Annotated in this window: 12 protein-coding genes; 8 read left to right on the plus strand and 4 right to left on the minus strand. The window is 68.5% G+C overall.

Translation table 11 applies throughout. From position 1 onward, the window contains the following. Window positions 1-173: 173 nt before the first annotated feature. The 8 genes from ISP14_RS04220 (at window position 174) to ISP14_RS04255 (ending at window position 9,150) form a co-directional block, all read left to right on the plus strand. Window positions 174-2,789: a bifunctional aspartate kinase/diaminopimelate decarboxylase gene (locus tag ISP14_RS04220; protein ID WP_404536490.1), complete on the plus strand. Its 2,616-nt coding sequence runs from the start codon at window positions 174-176 to the stop codon at window positions 2,787-2,789. Between the two features lie 92 nt (window positions 2,790-2,881). Beyond that, window positions 2,882-3,268, plus strand: coding sequence for an endonuclease domain-containing protein (locus ISP14_RS04225; RefSeq protein ID WP_404536491.1), 387 nt, complete (start codon window positions 2,882-2,884; stop codon window positions 3,266-3,268). Between the two features lie 15 nt (window positions 3,269-3,283). Then, a complete protein-coding gene (gene murL, locus ISP14_RS04230) occupies window positions 3,284-4,660 on the plus strand; it encodes a UDP-N-acetyl-alpha-D-muramoyl-L-alanyl-L-glutamate epimerase (RefSeq protein ID WP_404536492.1) in 1,377 nt (458 codons plus the stop codon). Beyond that, window positions 4,660-6,018, plus strand: a complete 1,359-nt coding sequence (murD, locus tag ISP14_RS04235) for a UDP-N-acetylmuramoyl-L-alanine--D-glutamate ligase (protein WP_404536493.1) — start codon at window positions 4,660-4,662, stop codon at window positions 6,016-6,018. Before murL ends, murD begins: the two co-directional genes overlap by 1 nt. Before the next feature lie 301 nt (window positions 6,019-6,319). Beyond that, a complete protein-coding gene (locus ISP14_RS04240; RefSeq protein ID WP_404536495.1) occupies window positions 6,320-7,834 on the plus strand; it encodes a serine hydrolase domain-containing protein in 1,515 nt (504 codons plus the stop codon). A 62-nt stretch (window positions 7,835-7,896) separates the two neighbouring features. Beyond that, on the plus strand, window positions 7,897-8,265 hold the full coding sequence (locus tag ISP14_RS04245) for a DUF6249 domain-containing protein (protein ID WP_404536496.1): 369 nt from the start codon (window positions 7,897-7,899) through the stop codon (window positions 8,263-8,265). After that, window positions 8,258-8,830: an RNA polymerase sigma factor gene (locus ISP14_RS04250; RefSeq protein ID WP_404536497.1), complete on the plus strand. Its 573-nt coding sequence runs from the start codon at window positions 8,258-8,260 to the stop codon at window positions 8,828-8,830. Before ISP14_RS04245 ends, ISP14_RS04250 begins: the two co-directional genes overlap by 8 nt. Next, window positions 8,827-9,150: a DUF5056 domain-containing protein gene (locus ISP14_RS04255; RefSeq protein ID WP_404536498.1), complete on the plus strand. Its 324-nt coding sequence runs from the start codon at window positions 8,827-8,829 to the stop codon at window positions 9,148-9,150. The genes ISP14_RS04250 and ISP14_RS04255 overlap by 4 nt, the downstream gene beginning before the upstream one ends. Before the next feature lie 60 nt (window positions 9,151-9,210). On the opposite strand, the gene ISP14_RS04260 is transcribed toward ISP14_RS04255, so the two are convergent. The 4 genes from ISP14_RS04260 to ISP14_RS04275 all read right to left on the minus strand — a co-directional run bounded on the left by ISP14_RS04260 (window position 9,211) and on the right by ISP14_RS04275 (window position 17,501). Continuing rightward, window positions 9,211-9,588 carry a YciI family protein gene (locus tag ISP14_RS04260; protein ID WP_404536500.1) on the minus strand — a complete coding sequence of 126 codons (378 nt, stop codon included), beginning with the start codon at window positions 9,586-9,588 and terminating at the stop codon, window positions 9,211-9,213. 130 nt (window positions 9,589-9,718) lie between these two features. Continuing rightward, entirely contained in the window at window positions 9,719-11,785 is a 2,067-nt protein-coding gene (locus ISP14_RS04265) for a M13 family metallopeptidase (RefSeq protein WP_404536502.1), read from the minus strand. Window positions 11,786-11,916: 131 nt separating this feature from the next. Further along, window positions 11,917-13,611 (minus strand): DUF3300 domain-containing protein, encoded by a 1,695-nt coding sequence (locus ISP14_RS04270; RefSeq protein ID WP_404536504.1) that lies wholly within the window; start codon window positions 13,609-13,611, stop codon window positions 11,917-11,919. Window positions 13,612-13,757: 146 nt separating this feature from the next. Further along, entirely contained in the window at window positions 13,758-17,501 is a 3,744-nt protein-coding gene (locus tag ISP14_RS04275) for a translocation/assembly module TamB domain-containing protein (protein WP_404536506.1), read from the minus strand. Window positions 17,502-17,523 lie beyond the last annotated feature (22 nt).

Genomic DNA, 17,523 nt, shown 5'->3' on the forward strand with positions numbered 1-17,523 from the left:
CGGGCTCCGTTCCTTCGAGCGCGCAGTCTAGCAGCGCCGCGGCCAGCCGCCGGGTGCCGCGCGATGTGGACGTATGGACGTCCAAACGCAAGCGCATGGCGGTACAGTTGCATTCGGCTTGCCGCAGCGCAACACTGGCGGGATTATTTCCCCGCCAACCACCCAAGAGACCCGTGAATCCCAACGCCCCCGCGCCGCTGCCTGCGGACGCCCCCTGGATCGTGATGAAGTTCGGCGGCACCAGTGTCGCCACCTTGCCGCGCTGGCAGAACATCCGTGAGCTGGTCGCCAGCCGACGCGCCGAAGGCGCGCGCGTGCTGGTGGTCGTGTCCGCGCTCACCGGCATCACCGACGCGCTGAAACAACTGTGCGGCGAGGGCGGCCAGGGCAAACGCAAGGCGGCGGCCGGCGCGATTGCGCAACGCCACTACGACCTGCTCGCGCATATGCAGCTGCCGCTGCCGGCCACGCTCGGCGCGCGCCTGGACGAGTTGGCCGTGCTGGCCGCGGAAGGCCCGGCGCGGCTGGGCGAGCTGGCCTGGTCGGCGCTGGTGCAGGCGCATGGCGAACTGATGTCCAGCGCGCTGGGCGCGGCTTTCCTCAGCGAGAGCGGGCTGCCCACGCGCTGGCTGGACGCACGCGACTGCCTCGCCGCTGCCGCGCTGCCGAACCAGAACGAGCGTACCCGTCTGCTGTCGGCGATGGTCGAGGCCCGCCCCGATCCCGCGCTCAACGCGCGCCTTGCCACGCAGGGCGAGGTGTTCATCACCCAGGGTTTCATCGCACGCGAAAGCGAAGGCCGCACGGTGCTGCTGGGTCGTGGCGGCTCGGACACCTCGGCGTCCTACTTCGGCGCGCTGCTGAAGGCGGCGCGCGTGGAGATCTGGACCGACGTGGCCGGCATGTTCACCGCCAACCCGCGCCAGGTGCCGGGCGCGCGCCTGCTGCAGAAGCTGGATTACGAAGAGGCGCAGGAAATCGCCTCCACCGGCGCCAAGGTGCTGCATCCGCGCTGCCTGTCGCCGCTGCGCGAGCCGCGCGTACCGCTGCTGGTGAAGGACACCAACCGCCCCGAGCTGGAAGGCACGGTGATCGGCCCCGAGGTGCGCGACCATGCGCCGTCGGTGAAGGCGATCAGCGCACGCAAGGGCATCACCCTGGTGTCGATGGAGTCGGTGGGCATGTGGCAGCAGGTCGGCTTCCTCGCCGACGTGTTCGCGCACTTCAAGCAGCACGGCCTGTCGGTGGACCTGATCGGCTCGGCCGAGACCAACGTCACCGTGTCGCTGGACCCCACCGAGAACCTGCTGGACTCCGACGCGATCGCCGCGCTGGCCGGCGACCTCGCCAAGGTGTGCCGGGTAAAGGTGATCGCGCCCTGCGCCGCGATCACCCTGGTCGGCCGCGGCATGCGCTCGATGCTGCACACGCTGTCCAGCGTGCTGGCCGAGTTCGACCAGCTGCGCGTGCACCTGATCTCGCAGTCGTCGAACAACCTCAACCTCACCTTCGTGGTGGACGAGGATGTGGTGGACGACTTGCTGCCGCATCTGCACGAGCTGCTGATCGCCGCTGGCGCGCTGCGCACCGATGACAGTGTGCTGTTCGGCCCCAGCTGGCAGCACCTGTATGGCAGCGGCGAAGTGGCCATGTCCGCCGCATGGTGGCACCAGCCGGCACAGCGCCAGCGTCTGCTCGACATCGCCGCCGAGGCCACGCCGCGCTACGTCTACCACCTGCCCACCGTGCGCGCCCAGGCACGCGAGCTGAAATCGCTGTCGGTGGTGGACCGGCTGCACTACGCGGTGAAGGCGAACACGCATCCGGCGATCCTGCGCGCGCTCGCCGCGGAAGGTTTCGCCTTCGAATGCGTGTCGCCGGGCGAACTGGACGCGGTGTCGGCGGCGGTGCCGGAAAGCGTGCCGCTGCTGTTCACGCCGAACTTCGCCTCGCGCGAGGACTTCGAACGCGGTCTGGCGACGCGCGCCACCATCACGCTGGATGCGCTGCATCCGATCGAACACTGGGGCGAGCTGTTCCGTGGCCGCGAGATCTCGCTGCGCGTGGACCTCGGCCGCGGCCTCGGCCACCACGAAAAGGTGCGCACCGGCGGCAGTGGCAGCAAGTTCGGCCTGCCGCTGGAGCAGCTGGACGTCTTCCTGCGGCACGCCGATGCGCACGGTGTCACCGTGCGCGGCCTGCACGCCCACCTGGGTTCGGGCGTGCTCGATGCAAGGCATTGGGGCGAGGTGTTCAGCCAGCTCGCCAGCCTCGCCGAACGTATCGGCAGCATCGCCTTCCTCAATATCGGCGGCGGTCTCGGCGTGCCTTCGCATCCGGGCGAGGCGAAGCTGGACATCGCCGCGCTGGACGCGGTACTGCGCCAGGTCAAGGCGGCGTACCCGCATTACCAGCTGTGGATGGAGCCGGGGCGCTATCTGGTGGCCGACGCCGGCGTGCTGCTGGCGCGCGTCACCCAGACCAAGGGCAAGGGTAGCTGGCGCTACCTCGGCGTGGACACCGGCATGAACAGCCTGATCCGCCCCGCGCTGTACGACGCCTGGCACGAGATCGCCAACCTCAGCCGCCTCGACGAACCTGCCACCGGCTTGTTCCAGGTGGTCGGCCCGATCTGCGAGAGCGGCGATGTGCTGGGCAGCGACCGCCGCCTGCCGGAGCCGCAGGAAGGCGATGTGATCCTGATCGCCCAGGCTGGCGCCTACGGCAAGGTCATGTCTTCGCCGTACAACCTGCGCGGCGAGACTGAGGAAGTCGTGATCGACGCCTGACGCCGCTTTTCTCCCTCTCCCCGTTGGGGAGAGGGTTGGGGTGAGGGGCGGGTGCTCGCGAAGTGACTGCCAATGGAACGGAGGTTTCAAGGATGAAACGCCTGAACGTGGATCGAGCGAGGCGTTTGCGCACGAATCAAACCGATACCGAACAAAAACTCTGGCACCGCCTGCGCAACCGCCAGCTGCAGGGCTGGAAGTTCCGCCGTCAGCACGAGGTCGACCGCTACATCGCCGATTTCCTCTGTCCCGATGCTGCGCTGATCGTGGAATTGGACGGCGGACAATATGGCGAACAGCTGGCATATGACGAAGCACGTACGTACAAACTGGAATCCATGGGCTACCGCGTGCTGCGTTTCTGGGACAATGACGTACTGACGAATATCGAGGGCGTGCTTGAGGTGATCCTGGAAGCCTTGGCAAGCCCGGCCCCTCACCCCAACCCTCTCCCCGGAGGGGAGAGGGAGCAGGGCTAGCGGAGTATCGAGAGAGTGACGACTACCATCCAACCACGCCTGACCCAGGTGTTCCGCTTCCTGCACGCACGCTACGCCGACGGCGTGGCCGAACTGGCCTATGCCTTCGACGACGGCGAGCCGATGGTGGAGCGCATCCGCTTTCCGCATGCGCCGGCGCTGCCGCGCGAGCGGCAGGCGGCCTTCGATGCGGCACTGAAGCTGCTGCACCTGGTCGCCGGCGTGAGCTACTACAAGGCCGGGGTACCGCCGAAGATCGAGGTTGCCGACGGCCCGCTGGACGACGCCACCGCCGACCTGCTCGACGCGCTGTACCTGCACGGCCTGGCCGAGTTCGCGTATCGCAACGGACTCGATCTGCGTGGACGAGTCAACTTTCCGCGCCTTGGCGCGGAAACAAAAAGGGAAAGCCGGCGCGGCGGCGCCAGCCAGCCTGCGGCGAAAGCGCTGGGCCTGCCGCACCGCACCCTGGTTCCCATCGGCGGCGGCAAGGATTCCCTCGTCGCGGTAGAAGCGATCAAGTCCATCAGCGGCGACGCCACTGCCGTATGGGTCGGCAACTCCGCCCTCATCGCCGCCTGCGCCGCGCGCACCGGCCTGCCCACGCTGAACATCCAGCGCGAGCTGGCGCCGGCGCTGTTCGAGCTCAACCAGCGTGGCGCGTGGAACGGGCACATCCCGGTGACCGCGGTGAACTCGGTGATCCTCGCGGTGGCCGCGATCCTCTATGGCCACGACTCGATCGCCTTCGCCAACGAACGCTCCGCCTCGGCCGCCACGCTGGAGTACGACGGCCAGCAGGTGAATCATCAGTGGAGCAAGGGCTACGCCTTCGAGCAATTGCTCGGCGATTGGCTGCACAGCCACGTGGCCGCCGACCTCGACTACTGCTCGCTGCTGCGTCCCTACTCGGAACTGGCGATCACCCGCGCGTTCGCGAAGCTCACACCGTATTTCGACGCGTTCTCCAGCTGCAACCGCAATTTCAAGCTGCTGGGTCCCAAGCCGGCCGACCGCTGGTGCGGGCAGTGCCCGAAGTGCCATTTCGTGTTCCTCGCGCTGGCGCCGTTCCTGCCCAAGCCGCGCCTGCTGGCGATCTTCGGCCGCAATCTGCTCGACGACGAGACACAGGCAGCCGGTTTCGATGCCTTGCTGGAATACAAAGACCACAAGCCGTTCGAGTGCGTGGGCGAGGGCGCCGAGGCGCGCGCCGCCATGTATGCGCTGAGCCAGCGGCCGGAGTGGCAGGAGGATGCACTGGTGGCGCGCTTCCGCGATGAGATCCTGCCCCAGCTCGACGCCGCGCAACTCGCGTTGGAGCCCTGGCTCGAACCCTCCGCCGAGCATCGCGTGCCCGCGCGCCTGCAGGCGGCGCTGAAGGCTATCGGCTGATGCGCATTGCCGAGCTGGCGGGGCGTCGCGTTGCCGTCTGGGGCTTCGGCCGCGAAGGCCGCGCCGCAATCCGCGCGATCCGCGAACGGCTGCCGCAACAAGCGCTGGCGCTCTACTGCGGCGAAAGCGAGGCCGCCGCCGCGGGCGAGTTCGATCCCGCGCTCACCGTATATGGCCACGAGCCCGATGCAGTGGCGCTGTCCGCCTACGACGTGGTGGTGAAGTCGCCGGGCATTTCCATCTACAAGCCGGTCGTCGCCACGGCACAGGCGCAGGGCACGGTGTTCACCTCCGGTACCGCGCTGTGGTTCGCGGGCAACCCGGACGCGCGCGTGGTCGCCGTCACCGGCACCAAGGGCAAGAGCACCACCACGGCCTTCGTCGCGCACCTTGCGCGTGCGCTGGGCGTGCGCACCGCGCTGGCCGGCAATATCGGCCTGCCGTTGCTTGAGCTGCAGGGGCAGTCTGCCAACCTGTGGGCTGTCGAACTCTCCAGCTTCCAGACCGGTGAAGCCGGACCGCTGGAACTGGGCGTGATCACCAGCCTGTACGAGGAGCACCTCGACTGGCACGGCTCGCGCGAACGCTACGTGGCCGACAAATTGAAGCTCGCCGATGCGGCGCGCTCGCTGCTGGTCAACGCCACGCAGGCGACGCTGCTGGAGCGCGTGCAGCTGCATTCGCGGCTGTTGCGCTTCGGCCACGACGCCGGCTGGCACGTGGCCGAAGGCCACATCCGCCGCGGCACGCAAGACGTGTTTCCGCTCGCGCGAATGGCGGCGCCGGGCGCGCACAACGCGCTCAATGCCTGCGCCGCGTTGGCCGCGCTCGCCGACCTGGGCATGGACGCGCTCGCCGCCGCACCTGCGCTGGCCACGTTCAAGCCGCTGCCGCACCGCCTGCAGCCGCTGGGCACGCACGATGGACTCGACTGGATCAACGATTCCATCAGCACCACGCCGCTGGCCACGCTGGCCGCGCTGGACAGTCTCGCCGGGCGCGAGGTGACGGTGATCGTCGGCGGCCACGACCGCGGGCTGGACTGGTCGGATTTTGTGCGCGCCACCCAGGATCGCACCAGGCTGCGCATCGTGGCGCAAGGCGCCAACGGCCCGCGCATCGCGCAGGCGCTGCGGCAGGCGAAGACGGAGTTGCCGCTGGGCGAAGCCGAGGATTTCGCCGACGCCGTGGCGATGGCGCGCACGGTGACGCCTGCCGGTGGCGTAGTGCTGCTCTCGCCTGGCGCTCCCAGCTTCGACCAGTTCAAGGACTATGCCGAACGCGGGCGGCGCTTTGCCGAGCTGGCCGGCTTCGACGCCACGGCCATCGCGGGCATCGAGGGCCTGGGCATCGCGTAAGGAGGCCGGGGCTTGCCTGTCCCCGGCGCTTCCGCTCGGCACGGAGCGCGCACCGGCCCCGTTCTGCTCTGATTCCGTCGGGATGGGACCGCAATGCGTCCGGCCCTTCCTCGCCAATGCGCGGTTTGCAGGGCAAGCCGCGAGACGACGGTCATTCGACGGCGGACTTTCCCCGGCGCGTTGCGAACCCTGTGATCGCAGTTTGTCCGCGCAGCCGATCCGGGTGAATCCAATCGGGGCAGTCGCTGCATCCAAGGGGTCGATACCGCCATGTCGGCCGGTGACCCCGAAGAGCTCCCGCATGAACGACAGCCTCTCTCTTGCCAGGCGCATGATCCGCAAGTCCTGGTCCGTCCCCTTGTGGGTATCCCTGGCCTTGTCCTGCGCGCCCGCCACCGCGGCGGAAACGCTGCATCCGAACCTGCCCGATACACCGGTGGGAAAGCTCGCCGGCACGCTGGTCCGGCACATGGATACCGACCATCCCGCGCAGATCCGGCAGTGGGCCCCGAACATCCTGGCTGCGTCCATCGCGGCGGACGACAAGGCGGATTTCATCACCGGCCTGGTTTCGGCCGCACGCGACGAAGGCGGCGTGGACGTGTTCGACGTGCGCACCGATCCACACCAGCCGGGCATGCTAGAGGTCGCCGTCAAGGGGCGGCGCAACGGGCAGGCCGGCTTGTTTTTCCTGGCCGCCGACCCGGCGCATCCGGAGCGGCTCGCGCAGGCGATGCTGGTGCCGATGGACGATCCGCTTTATGCCGACTGGCCCAAAGGGGCGGTGTCGCACGCGGAGCTTGGAAAGCAGATACACGCCGTGCTGGACAAACTGGCAAGCGTGTCCGACTTCTCGGGTTGCGTGACCGTTCTCGACGGCGGCGAAATCGTGTTCGACGAATGCCGTGGTCAGGCAGACCGCAGCTTCAACGTGCCGGTCGATCGCCAGACGAAGTTCCGCGTCGGCTCGGTCGGCAAGATGTTTACCGCGGTCGCCGTCGCGCAACTGGTCGAGGCCGGCAAGCTGTCGTGGAACGACACGCTGGCGAAGCTGGTTCCCGAATATCCCGACCAGGCGACGGCGAAGAAGGTCACCGTGTGGGAACTCCTGCACCACACCTCCGGCCTGGGCGATTTCATGGTGCCGGACTATTTCGAGCATGCCCAACGCTACGCCAACCCGGTGGACTATCTGGGGCTGATCGCCAAGCAGCCCAAAGTGGGTGAGCCGGGCAAGGGCTTGAGCTACAGCAATGCCGGCTACATCCTGCTCGGCCGCATCGTCGAGAACGTTTCTGGCGAAAGCTACTTCGACTATATCCAGCACCATGTCTTCGATCCCGCGCGGATGACCTCCAGCGGTTTCGAGAGCGTGGACCAGATCGTGCCCGGGCTGGCGGTCGGCTACTTCCACGACGACGGCGTGTTCTCCCGGCGGTGGAAGGCCAACTGGGTGCAAGGCATCTACAAGGGCAGTCCCGCAGGCGGCGGTTATTCCACCAATGCCGACCTGCTGCGCTTCGCCGCGGCCTTGCATGGAGGCAAGCTGGTCAAGTCCGCCACGCTGGCGAAGATGTTCGACGGCGAAGTGCCGGCAGGCCCCGGCGCCATTGGAGCCGGCATCGACGACCGCGTTTCGCACGGCCGCCATATCCGGGGCCACCAGGGCGGCATCGAAGGCACCACGGCAGACCTGGAAATGATCTGGGAAACCGGCGCGGCCGTGGCGCTGACCAGCAACGAAGGGCCGTCGCAGCACTGGTTGCTGGCCGAGCAGATCGCTGATCTGCTGGCCGCCGAAGGCACGAAAGACTGAGTGCCGCCTGGCACGCCGTTTCCTGCAACCTTTCGACCCGATACACCATCTGGAGCAAGACCATGGAATTCCTTCTCATCCCCTTCGTCGTGATGTCGGCGCCGGTGCTGATCGTGCTGATCGTGCTGCGTTACCGCTACCAGCAGACGCAGGCGCGCTACCGCACCCTGCTGCAACTCGCGGACAAGGGCGTGGAACTGCCGCCGGCATTGCTGCTGGAACCGCAGGTGGCCTATTGCGAACGGCGCCGGGCGCTGGTGCTGATCGGTGGCGGCCTCGGACTGATCGCGATGTTCCTGGCCTTGCCGGGCCAGCTCGACAATGGCCTCGGTATCGACCGCCTGTGGGGCATCGGCTTGCTGCCGCTGATGACCGGCCTGGGCTATCTCGCCAGTTGGTGGTTGAACCGGCGAGGGGACGTGCGTGGCTGACAGCGCCGCCGAGGCGCGCATCGACCAGGCCCTGGTGACACGCATACGGCTGGAAGGCGATCAACGGGCCTTCGAGCAGCTGGTGCGCCGGAACCAGGGCCTGGTGCGTGCGCAATTGCGCCGGTTGCTGCATGGCGATGAGGCCGCGGCCGACGACCTGGCGCAGGAGACCTTCATGCTGGCGTGGCGCAAGCTGGACCAGTTCCGCGGCGATGCACGGTTTTCCACCTGGCTGTACCGCATCGCCTACAGCTGTTTCCTGCAGGCGCACCGCGGTCCGTCGCGGCACGAGGCCATCGACGACGAGGCGATGGAGCAACTGCAGGCGCCGGCGCAGAGGATCGATCTGCGGCTCGACCTGGAACGCGCCATGCAGCGCCTTTCCGCCGCGGAGCAGACTGTGCTGCTGCATTGCACGCAGCTGGGGCTGAGTCACGACGAAGCCGCCTATGTGCTGGCGATGCCACTGGGCACAGTGAAGACCCACGCGACGCGCGGCAAGGCGAAACTGAAGACATGGCTGGCGGCATGGCGCGATGCTGCCAGCGCGGAGGAGGGATCATGAGCGAACCGCACGACGAGGAAATCGAGGCGCTGCTGCGCCGACAATTCGAGGGGGCGGTGGCCGACGACGGCTTCAGCGAGCGAGTGATGCAGCGCCTGCCGCCGCGTCGCCGCCGCCATGGATGGCCGCTGTGGCTGGGTGTGCTGGCTGGCGCGGCGGCGTGCTGGTTGTGCCTTGCCGGCGCGCCGCTGCTGCATGCCGGCTGGCGCGCCTGGTTGCACGGCGAGTGGTCGCCGTCGGTCATCGGCGCGTGGCTGGCGATGGTCTGTCTAGCGTGGCTGGCCCTGGGATGGGGGCTGGCGGAAAGCCGCGACCGCTGAACCAGGGCGCCCGCCGCAACACGGTGGGCCTTCGCGGTCGCCGCCGTATGGCGACGGGCGTCATTCGCCCGTTTCGCGGGCCACCCGGGCGCGCGGATCCTCCTCGACATCGATCGGCCAGAACGGGCGCAGCTCGATGCTGCCGAAACGTGCCATCGGATGGCGGGCGGCGATGGCGACGGCTTCGTCATCGCTGGCGCAGTCCAGCAGGTCGAAGCCGGCGATCCATTCCTTGGCCTCGGTGAACGGCCCGTCGCTGACCAGCGCCTTGCCGGCGCGCACGCGCACGGTCTTCGCATGGGCGGGCGGGCGCAGCCGGTCGCCAGTGATCCGCGCACCGCTGGCCGAGGTATCGGCCACCCATTCGCCGATGTTGTCCAGCTCGGGGGTGTAGGGCTCCGCGGCGGGATCGTGCACCACGAACATCATGTAGCGCATGAGACTCTCCTTTTCGGTGGGGTGATGACCATGCGACGAACGGGAGACGGCGCGATCGACACGCGTTGCGGCCAAAAGAAAGGCCGCACCCTCGCGGATGCGGCCCCGGTTTCCGCCGTGGCGGCGGCGCCTACCAGATCTTCACCCGCTGGTCCGGCGCGAGGTACAGCTTCTCGCCCGGCTTGACGTCGAAGGCCGGATACCACGCGTCGAGGTTGCGCGCGGTCAGCGCGCGGAACTGCGCGGGGGCGTGCCCATCGGTGGAGAGGCGCTGGCGCAGGGCGGCGTCGCGCATCTTCGAACGCCAGGCCTGCCCGAAGGCGAGGAAGAAGCGCTGGTCGCCGCTGAGGCCGTCGATCTCCGGCGCCGGCTTGCCGCCAAGCGACTTGTGGTAGGCCAGGTAGGCGATGGTGAGGCCGGAGACGTCGGCGATGTTCTCGCCCAGGGTCTGCTCGCCGTTGACGTGCAAGCCGGGCAGCGCCTCGTACTGGTCGAACTGTTTGGCCAGCTGTTCGGTGGCGCTCTTGAAGTGGGCCTCGTCGGCCGGCGTCCACCAGTTCTCCAGCTTGCCCTGGGCGTCGAAGTCGGCGCCGGTGTTGTCGAAGCTGTGGCTGATCTCGTGGCCGATGATGGCGCCGATCGCGCCGTAGTTCGCGGCGGCGTCGGCCTTCGGGTCGAAGAACGGCGCCTGCAGGATCGCGGCAGGGAAATTCAATGCGTTCTGCAGCGGCAGGTTCACCGCGTTCACCAGCTGCGGAGTCATCCACCACTCGCCGCGGTCCACTGGCTGGCCGAGCTTGGCGAGCTGGTGCGCGTACTCGTGCTTCGACGCGCGCAGGTGGTTGCCTAGCGGATCGTCGGCGCTGATCTTGAGCGTGCCGTAGTCGCGCCATTTCTCGGGGTAGCCCACGCCGACCTTCAGCGTGACCAGCTTCTCCTTGGCCTTGGCGCGGGTGGCCGGCGTCATCCAGCTCAACGTGTCGAGGCGCTCGTCGAAGGCGGCGATAAGGTTCTTCACCAGTTGCTGCACTTCCGTCTTGGACGAGGCCGGGAAGTACTTCTTCACGTAGAGCTGGCCTACCGCGTCGCCGAGTTCGGTGTTGGTGGCGCCCACCGCGCGCTTCCAGCGCGGCTGCTGTTCGGGCGTGCCCTGCAGGGTGCGACCGTAGAAGTCGAAGTTGAGATCGGCGTAAGCCTTCGGCAGCAGCGGCGCGGCGTCGTCGAGCGTGTGGAAGGTGAGCAGGTCTTTCCACGCATCCAGCGGTTCGCTGGCTACCAGCGCAGCGAGGCCGGTGGTGGCGGTCGGCTGCCACACGTCGATCGCTTTCTGGCCGTCCAGGCCCGCGGCCTTGAAGTAGGCGGCCCAGTCGAGACCGGGAGCCTTCTGCGCGAAGTCGGCCGCCGTCCACAGGTTGTTCGCCTTGTGCACGTCCTGGCTGTCGATCAGGCTTTCCTGCGCCTTGGCGATCTTCGTTTCCAGCGCGACCACCATGTCCGCCTTGGCCGCGGCGTCGGCGATGCCGGCCTGCTTCAGCAGCGCCGTCACGTAGGCGTGGTACTTGTCGCGTGCCGCCTTCATCGCCGCGTCGGTCGACAGGTAGTAGTCGCGGCTGGGCATGGCCAAGCCGCCCTGCAGCAGATAGGCGATGGTGTGCGAGGGATCTTCCAGGCCCTGCGTCACGAACAGGCCGAACAGGTTTTCGGTGTGGAAGTTGGTGGAGTTGACCGGGTCCACGTCGGCGCGCAGGCTGCTGCCCAGCACGCGGGCGAGATCGCCCTTCGAGGCGATCGCGTCGATCGCGGACAGCTCGGGCTTGAGCGGCGCCAGGCCGTGCTTCTCGATCGCGGCCTCGTCCATGTAGGCGGCGTAGTAGTCGGCGATCTTGCGCGCATTGCTGCCGGCGGCGGGATGGCTGGCGCCGGCATGCTTGATGAGGTCAGCGGTGTGCTGCTCGGTGAGCTCGAAGATCTTGAGGAAGGTGCCGGTGCTGGAGCGGTCCGAGGGGATCTGCGCGGTCTTCAGCCAGGCGCCGTTGGCGTAGTCGAAGAAGTTGTCGCCGGGCTTCACCGTGTGGTCGATGCCGGCGAGGTCCAGGCCGATGTCGGTGGCATGCGCGGCAGGCTTCGCTGCCCAGGCGGGGGCGCCGCAGAGTCCGGCGGCAATCGCCGCGGCCAGGATCCATCGAGTGCGTTGCATGGGTGCCACCTCGTTGTCTGGGAGGCGTGCACGATAGCGCCAAGCGGACGACATTGCAGGTGCCGGCCGGCGTGGTCTTGCGAGCGGCATGCCGCCGCCACGGCCGTGGCGGGCGGCACGCCGGCGCGGCGTCAATGCTGCTGCGCGTCGTTGTGTTTCTTGTTGTCCTGGTTCGGTGCCTTGCCGTTCTCGTGGTGCTCGGGTGCCGTCGGGCGGGCGGCGGGATGCGGTGCCGGCACCGGCGCCGGTGCGGGCCGGGCTGCCGGCTGCGGCGCAGGGCGCTGCGGTGCGCGCTCCATCGGGCGCGGCGGAGCGGCGACAGGAGCGGCTTGCGGGCGGGGCGCCTCGTGCACGGGGGCGGCACGTGGCTGCGGACGGGCAACCTCGCGGGGCGCCTCGTGCACCACGGCACGTTGCACCGGAGGCGCGGGTTCGGGGGCGCGTGCCACCGGCGCGGGCGCTGCGTGGCGGGCCATCGGCATATTCGCGCTTTCCGCACGCGGCAGGTTGCGCGGCGGTTGCGGGCGTTCCGCCTGGGCCGGCGCGCCGCCGTGCGCAAAGCGTGCGGGCTCGGCGCCGCGCACCGGCGCACCGAAATGCGGCACGGTCATGGCTTGTTGCGCGGCCGGTCGCGGCGCGGCAGCGGCAGGCGCACGCTGGTTGATCGCGGTGCGGTTGCCGACATTCTCGTAGCGGCGGTTGTCCGCGCTGGTGTTGTAGACCGTGCGGTTGTTGCTGTTGACGGTGCTGTTGTTGACGGTGCGGTTGTTGCTGTTGATGTACGTGCGGCTGTTGTTGATGTTGTTGGTGACGTAGCGGTTCACCACGGTGGTGGAACGCGAGACGTAGACGTTGTTGTTGTGCACCACCGCCGGGCGCTGCCAGCCGCCACCCGGTCCGCCGCCGCCGTGGTTACCCCAGTTCATGCCCCAGCTGTTCCAGCCCCAGCCGGGGTTCGGACCCGGTCCGGAACCGCCGTCGTGGTGATGCTCGAACAGCGCGCCGACCACGATGCCGACGCCGAAGGCGATGGCGCCGGCCGCCACGATCTGACCGGTGCTGTAGCCGCCGGGCTGGTCATAGCTGTAGCCGGGATAAGCCGCCACCGGTTCACCGTAGACGGTCTCCGGATCGTATTGCGGCACGTAGACGGTGTCGGGCTGCGCCGGCAGGATCTCGATGGTCTGTTCCGGCGCCGGGACCACGGCCGGACCGTCATATTCCGGTGGGGCGTTGTCGTACGCCACGGACTGCCCGTCGTACGGTGCGGCCTGGCTGACCACCTGCATCTGCGACGAGTTGCGCAGGCTGCCTTTGCGCTGCGCGCGCTGGCGCATCACCTGGATCGCGTTCATCACGTCGGCGGGATCGTTGACGTAGGCCTCGCCCAGCGCGGTGGTCCACTGGATGTTCTGCGCCATCTGATCCAGCACGGAGGGAAACTGGGTCAGGCCCTTGACGCTGGGATCCCACGACTGCGGATTGACCGCGTCGGCCAGCAGCGCGCCTTTCAGGTTGGGGTTCTGCTGCAGCATGGTGTCGGCTGCGGTGATCTGATCGGGATAGGTCGAGCCGGCCAGCACCTGTGCCACCAGCTTGTCAGGGAACAGCGCGATCGGCGCGACCATCTGGTAGAGCTGGTCCGCGCTGGGCGGTGTGTAGGGCGCCGCTTGTTGCGCGGTGCTGCCGGCCGGCGCGGGCGCCGTGCCGGAGGCGGCGGGATTCGTGGCCTGCGGATTGGCTGGCTGGTTGCAGCCGGCCAGCATCACGGCGCCGGCGCAAAGCAGTGCGCATGCGGCGTTCCGGGCGGGGGCTCGGTCGATCATCGGAGCACTCCATTGGGATGACGATGGAACGGAGGTTGCGCCCTGATTATTGCCACGCGCATCGCGCGACGGCCGTTGCCGGCGACGCGCCGGTCATGCGCGATTCGGGAACAAACACGATGTCGCGGATGTTCTTGCGCGCGTGTTCAGCGCTCGTAGCGATAGTTGAAGCTGGCGCGATTGAATTCGGTGGCGCTCTGCGCCTCGAAGTTCCAGCGATGGCTGAGCCGGTAGCGCAAGGTGATCACCTCGCCGGGTTCGAAAAGACCTACGCCGTAACTGAGATACAGCCGCGGCGACAGGTACTTGCCCACGGTGAACGCGGAATTGCCGCCCAGCGCCTCGTTGCTGGAGACGCCGATATCGTCCACGCCGATCTTCGAGCCGATGCTCTTGGCCAGCAGGTTGCCCGCCGCCGAACCCAACGCCTGCGCGGCGGCGCCGAGCATGTCGCCTTCGCCGCCCTTCACCTGCGACAGCGGCTTGCCGGTGATCAGGTAGGACAGCGCATCGGATTGTTCCATCAGCGGATTGGAGAACACCGTGAGCACCGGCCGCTGCGCGGTGCCGGAGATCTGCAGGCCCACTTCCTGGCCTTCGTCGATGGTGGCGTTGGGATTGAGCTTGCGGATCGCGCGGATGTCCAGGCCGGGATTGTCGATCGGCGTGCTGGCGAACAGCAGCTTGCCGCGCTGGATGGCGAGGTTCTGGCCGTAGGCTTTGTAGGTGCCGCTCACCGTGATCTGGCCCTGGCCGGTGGTGGCGCGCCCCGGGCGTTCGTTCACCGTCAGCACGCCGCCGAGTCGGCCGTCCAGGCCCATGCCGGCCAGATGCGTCTTGCCGCCGAGGTCCACCTTCACCGTGGCGGTGAACGGCAGCGCGCTACCGGGCTCGGGCTGCTTGCGGTCGACCACCACCACGTCGGGCGAGGCCTTGCTGGCGCCGGCGCCGGGCAGCTTGTCGAGGTTCACGTCGGCACTGTCCAGCAATACCGAGCCGTTGAGGCCCAGCCCCTGCGCGTCGCGCTGCAGGCGCAGGTCGGGACTGACCACGACCTTGGCAGCGGGAATGTCGGCGGCGGTGAACTGCTTGCCCGTGATCGCGATGTCGGTGGTGACGGTGCCGCCCAGGCCGGCGACGCCGGCCACCGTCAGCGCGCCCGCACCGGATTGCACGCTGCCGTCGACGCGCAGGCTGCGGGCGTCGAGCGCGCTCACGACCAGCCGGCCCTTGCTCAGCTTGAGTCCGGCGGCCGGCACTTCGGCGGCAAAGTCGCTCAGCGTGGCGCTGCCGCTGACGGCCGGCTGCGCCAGCGTGCCGCCAAGCCGGAAGCTGCCGCTGGCCTGGCCGTGCACATTGGCCAGGGTGTCGCTCAGCAATTCGAGGAAGGCGAGGTTGTTGAGATCCAGTTCCAGCTGGCCGGCCAGCGCCTGTTGCTTGCCGCTCAAGCTCGCCTGGCCGTCGAGGCGGCCGCCATGATCGAGCCTGGCGCGCAGCTCGAAGCGCTGCGCGTTTGCGCCGAGTGCGGCGTTCAGCGCGAAATCGTCGTAGCTCAACAGGGGGGCGTCGGCGTGCTCGGTGTAGGTGATGCTGCCGTGGCTGGAGCCGATGCTGGCGTTGCCGCTGAGCGTGCCGCTGGCACTGCGGCGCAACTGGCCGTCGCCTTGCAGGCTGCCGTCCACGCGCAGCGGCAGGTCGGATTCGCCCGCGGCGTTGAGCAGCAAGGCCAGCGGCAGCGCACGCAGCCGGTAGCTGGCGTCGAGGTTGCCGGCCTTGTCCTGCTTCGCACTCGCGCACAGCAGCGGGTCGCCGGCGCTGAGGCAAAGTTCGGACAGGCTGAAAGCGCCATCGCGCCAGGCCAGCTGGCTGGCGTGCTGCAGGCGCCAGCCCGGCAAGCCCTGCGGTTCGAGGTTCAGCGTGGACAGCGTGCCGCTCCACGCGTCGTTCTTCAGCGCGCCATGCAAGGCCAGCGCGCCGGAGAGCTGGGCGCCGCGTGCCTCTAGTTCCAGCCGGTGGTCGCCCTGGCTGCCTTCGGCCAACAGGTGGATGCGCGGGAACATCAGGCCGCCGAGATGGGCGCCGCCGGCGGTGAGTTCCAGCTTGCCCGCGGGATGGCTGATGTCGGGAAGGCCGGCGACCAGCTGCAAGGTATCCACGCGTTGTTGCTGCCAGGCCAGCGTGTTTCCGCGCAGATGGCCATTGACGGCCAGCTTCGGCAGCAGGCCGCGAACGGTGAATTGGCCGTCCAGATGTCCGGAGGCGTCGGGCAGCCAGTCGCCGAGCGAGGCGATGGCGAGCTTGATGTCGGCATCGTTGCTGCGGCCGGGCCTGGCGTCGATCTGCACCGTGCTGCCGCCAGAGGCCAGCCGCAACTGGCCGTCGATCACTTTTCCGGGCGACAGGTGCAGCTTCCCGTGGCCGCCCACATTGCGTTCGCGCAGGCGTCCCGCGAGCTGCCTGAGTTCCAGCATGGCGTCGGGGCCGGTTTTCGCCAGCGTGCCCTGGCTGGCGAAGGCGAAGTCCAGCGCACCGTTCCATCCCGCGAGCAACTGGCCGGGATCGAAACGGCTGGCCTTGACGTCGAGCTGCCAGGCCAGCGTCGGCTGCAGTTGCAGCGTACCCTGTGCCTGCAGCTGGCCCTGCGGCTGCTGCAGCGTGAGTGGATGCAGGGCGATAGCCTGCGGCGTGCCGTCCAGGTTCAGCACCAGGTGTGCCGGTTTGCCGGGCGGGCCGATGGTGACGTCGCCATCGGCATGGAAGCGATCGGCGCTGCCTTGCGCGGCCAGCTTGCCGGCGCTGGCCAGCGGCTGGCCGACGAGGTCGGCGGGCAATTGCAGGTCGCTCCACTGGATCGCCAGCTGGCCGCCCAGCGGTTTCGCATCGAGCTGCAAGCTGCCGCTGGCATCGAGCAGGCCCTTGACCTGTGGCGAGGCCAGGCTGAGCTGCTGCAGTTCCAGTGTCTTGCCGTCGTCGCTGAAACGCAGGCGCAGCGGCTGCAGCAGCAGGCGGTATTGATCGAGATCCAGCGTGCCGTCGAGTTCGCCGCCGTGGCGGTCGCCGTGGCCTTGCAGCGCAACTGCCAGTGACTTGAGTGCGCTGTCGCCGAGCAGCGGCTTGGGATCGAAACGCGGCGCGCTCAGCGTGGCCTTCCAGTCGCAGCTGCGGCTTTGGCTGAGTCCGAGGTGCAGGTGCGCCGTCATCGGCTGCTGCAAGGCCAGGTCCAGCTGCGCGTGCGTGCCATCGCTGCTGGCGACGAGCTGGCCCGCGTACTCGGTATCGCCCAGCTTCCACGCGAAGCCGGCCTTGCCGTTGCCGCGCTGGCCGCTTGCAAGCGCAAGCTGGCCTTCGAGATCCACATGGCCGTCCGGTGCACGCAGTCGCAGCACCTCGACGGCAATGCCCGCTTGCGTCCAGCGGCCGGCGAGGTCGAGGCTGTCAGAGGCGAACAGCGGCTGGCCAGCCTGGCTCACGCGCACGTTGCCGACATGGACGCGATCGAACAGCAGATCCACTGGCGGCTGCAGCGAGAAGCTGCCGGAGCTGGTGCTGCTTTCCGTGCTTTTCGGCAGCGCTACCACCACGCCGTCGGCATCGAGATCGCGTACGTGCGCGCGGCGGGCCAGCAGCGGCCAGAAGCGCAGGTCGAGGCGCGCACGGGCCACGTCGACCACGGTGCCCTGGCCGTCGTCGTAGCGCAGCCCGTCGAGCTGCAATGGGCCGATCAGCGAGCCTTGCGCCTGCTTCCATTGCAGTGCGCCGTGTGTGGCCGACTGTGCGCGCGCCAGCGCGAAGCGCAGGCCCGCGCCAGTGGCGAGCAGCCACCACAGCATGGCCGCCACGACCAGCAGCAGGACGGCGAAAGCGATAGCGATGCGCTTCAACCACTTCATGAAACCGATGGCCTTGGTAATT

Source organism: Dyella agri (genome assembly GCF_044904705.1).
Taxonomy (GTDB): Bacteria; Pseudomonadota; Gammaproteobacteria; order Xanthomonadales; family Rhodanobacteraceae; genus Rhodanobacter_A; species Rhodanobacter_A agri.